Raw genomic sequence first — 3,034 nt, 5'->3', positions numbered from 1 at the left:
GGATCGCGGCCCGGGCTTTTTCCATTGCCGTGGTCGTCGCTCGGAAGATATTGGAGATCGCCCCCTCGGAAATCTTCAAGCCGAAGAGATCCCGGGACAATCCCGCCAGACGCTCGAAACTCACATGGTGGCTGTGGTGGAGATAGAGCAGGAGGGAGCGAATTCCCGGGCCGAACGGGGATCCCGGGGGCTTTCCCGGGGGAGCCTCGGCCCGATACCGCTTCCCACATTCGCCGCATCGCCCTCCGAACAGTTCGATCCGCGTCACCACCGGACGGATTTCGGGCAGTTCAATATGATCGTAGCGATGACGGCACCGCTGTCCCTCCACTGAAGCCGTCGTCCCACAATGGGGGCAGACCTCAGTGACGCAGCGTTCCGTTTGGTCAGGATTGTCACTCAAGGCCCGGGCGACACCGGGGCGCGAAGGGCGGGGCTTCTTCTGGGCGCCTGTCTTATCGTCTTTCCAGTTTTTCCGGCCAGGACCATCCTGGGAAGGAGGCGTATCGGAGTTCGATGACGTCTTTTTCGGCTTCTTGAGCGCCGCTTCAAGTTCCGTCACCCGGGCCGATAAATGCTCGATCAGCACCGCCTGCTCAAGCAGCAAGGCGTCTTTCTCCGCTTCGCTAAGCCGATATGTCCGGGGCGTTTTCATACAAAGGTTGAATCACAACCTACAGCCCTGGCCAACCCCTTTTTGCCAACCCGGTGAGCAGTTGCAAAAACGGAATGACCCGATTGTTTCGGATATATCAACTGCAATGATTCGCGTCTTACGATCATAAAACTTAGCGCAGACTACATGAGATTAAATGTCGAAAAATCATCTACAAAATTATCATATCATTGGAGGTCGTTGCAAAAATCGTTGTCATTATTTCCTCTAATAGCAAAGCCTTACCAGATTTACACGGTGACCACCGCTTCTAAAAAAGAGATAAAATTTGATGCATATTACAAGCATTTATTGGATATGGAGAATGCCTTAACCTTCACATTCCACAGTTCTCCTCATATGAGTGTTTAACCAATAGAATAAGCCAAATGTGAGGAATTCGGGGGAGCGTGGGCCAGATGCCGAAGATGCCGCGCCATTTGACGCGCGCCGTAAAACGGGCAGTCCAGGAACACCTCGTCGATCAGCCGCATGAGCGCCAGGTTCAGTGACGTCTCCCCGCGCGGTTGGTAATAGAACGAGGACCGGCTGATGGAAACTAAGGCGCATTGCCGAACAATCGACAGCACCGGATGGGACGGTTCAACCATGTGTCTCCTCCGCTCGATACTCATCGATTGAAGGCCTTTGTCAAAAAATCCCGCTCCACGACTAATTGGCCGATCTTGGCGTGAAGACGCTCCACTTCCGCGGCGGTGGTTTCGGCTTCCTTCGCGGGTTTGTTCGAGAACGTCGAAGACATCCCCTCGATGGCCTGCTTCTTCCACGTCGTGAGCATCGTCGGATGGATGCTGTACTTCGCGGCCAATTCCGCGACCGTCTGCTCCCCCTTGATCGCCTCCAGCGCCATCTTCGCCTTAAAGTCGGCTCCGTAAACGCTTCCGTGTAACCTTGCCCAATTTCCCTCTCCTTCGCAGAGACGGGAACAGCTTAACACCCTGTCCGAATTTCCGGGGCCACCTCAGTTCCATCAGTGCGGCAATAACCCTACTCTGAGTATCTTCCATCCGGTTCCTCTTTTTGGCGATTGAGAAAGCCTAGATGAAGGGTAGCCCATGGCAGGGGCATGCCCCTGCCATGGGCGCTGAGCCTCACACTAAAAATCAAATTTACAGACGACAGAGTACACAGCCCTGTCACGCTGGATGAGATCCTTAAAAAAATAGAATTTATTTAAATAAATCAAATGCTTGATGGATACGTAAAAATCATCTGACGATGGCATAGGGCTGTTAATGTGGCCAAATGTAAGGAATTTGGGGAAGTGTGAACCGATAGAGGAAATTTCTTTCACATTTTGCGGGACCGCCTTACTCTTTGTATCGAAATGGCAAACGATCTAAACCTAACATTTAGGGTTATTGACCTGAAGCCCCGCCGGGATCAGGCGGTGAAACCTGCCGAACTGATTCAGATCACTGGCCACCAAGCGTTGACGCTAAACGCTCGCCGCTCAATCACGATTCTCTGGCACAATGCACATATGCAGGGCGTGGATGTAAACAAGGACTACACCATTGAAATCGACGATCTGAAGCCGGATGACCACAAAGGCTACGAGATGGTCGAAGAAGCAATCATCTCGCTCATGCAGACCATACTCACAGTCAAACTTGCGAACGGTAAAACTCGCCGTGTCCAGTTTCTTGGCGGCAATGATCTTGACGATCCAGACCGCCCAGCAGGCATCCTCAATTACAGCTTTGACAAACGTCTGGTGGAGGTTCTAAAGGACTCAGCGATTTGGGGGAAAATTGCCCTGCCGGTCCTAATGGCCTTTAGTTCAAAATACTCCGTCAGCCTCTATGAAAACGTCTCTCAGTGGACCGGACTTAGCCGAAAAACGTTTCAGGACATGAGTCTTGAGGAGTTCAGGCAAATTATAGGCGTTGAAAACGGGAAATACCCGGCCTTCGGTGCTCTTAACAAGCACGTCATCAAAAATGTCATTATGGAAGTGAATGGCCTCGCGTCCTTCAGTGTCTCTATCGTCCCCATCAAGACCGGAAAGAAGGTCACACATATCCGTATCGGCTGGTGGCCAAAGAGCAAAGAAGAGATCGACGCCGCTTGGCGCGAAGTAAACCGCTCCAAAATTGGACGCAAAGCGCGCATTTCAGGTCAGACAATTCAAGTTACCGAGCCTTATCCGAGCCAGAGCCGCATGGTTCGTAACGCTCGCAGGGAACTTCGAAACCAAATAGAATGAGACCGCCCTCAGTGCCAACGTTCTAGCATTACAGTTGCATTTTTTAATGATCTCTGACTCTATGAGTTTCCATGATTCGGAGGTCATGGATGACGGGTGCATCGATTGAGGCGACGCTTGAGCTTTGGGCGTCTTCGCTACGAGCAGTG

1 protein-coding gene and 2 pseudogenes are annotated in these 3,034 nt (G+C 51.9%); 1 reads left to right on the top strand and 2 read right to left on the bottom strand.

The features are described from left to right. Together ACLIRY_RS26845 and ACLIRY_RS26840 are read right to left on the bottom strand one after the other, a co-directional pair. Positions 1-655 (bottom strand): annotated as a pseudogene (locus tag ACLIRY_RS26845) (IS66 family transposase); the annotation flags it as partial. Positions 656-1,065: 410 nt separating this feature from the next. Next, positions 1,066-1,575 (bottom strand): annotated as a pseudogene (locus ACLIRY_RS26840) (transposase); the annotation flags it as partial. 491 nt (positions 1,576-2,066) lie between these two features. On the opposite strand from ACLIRY_RS26840, the gene ACLIRY_RS26835 reads away from it, so the two are divergent. Beyond that, positions 2,067-2,885, top strand: a complete 819-nt coding sequence (locus ACLIRY_RS26835) for a replication initiation protein (RefSeq protein WP_413208488.1) — start codon at positions 2,067-2,069, stop codon at positions 2,883-2,885. Positions 2,886-3,034: the final 149 nt, after the last annotated feature.

The organism is Rhodospirillum sp. A1_3_36 (genome assembly GCF_047263945.1).
Taxonomy (GTDB): domain Bacteria; phylum Pseudomonadota; class Alphaproteobacteria; order Rhodospirillales; family Rhodospirillaceae; genus Rhodospirillum.
The sequence above is the reverse complement of the archived record's forward strand: the minus strand, read 5'-3'. Positions and strand labels throughout refer to the sequence as shown.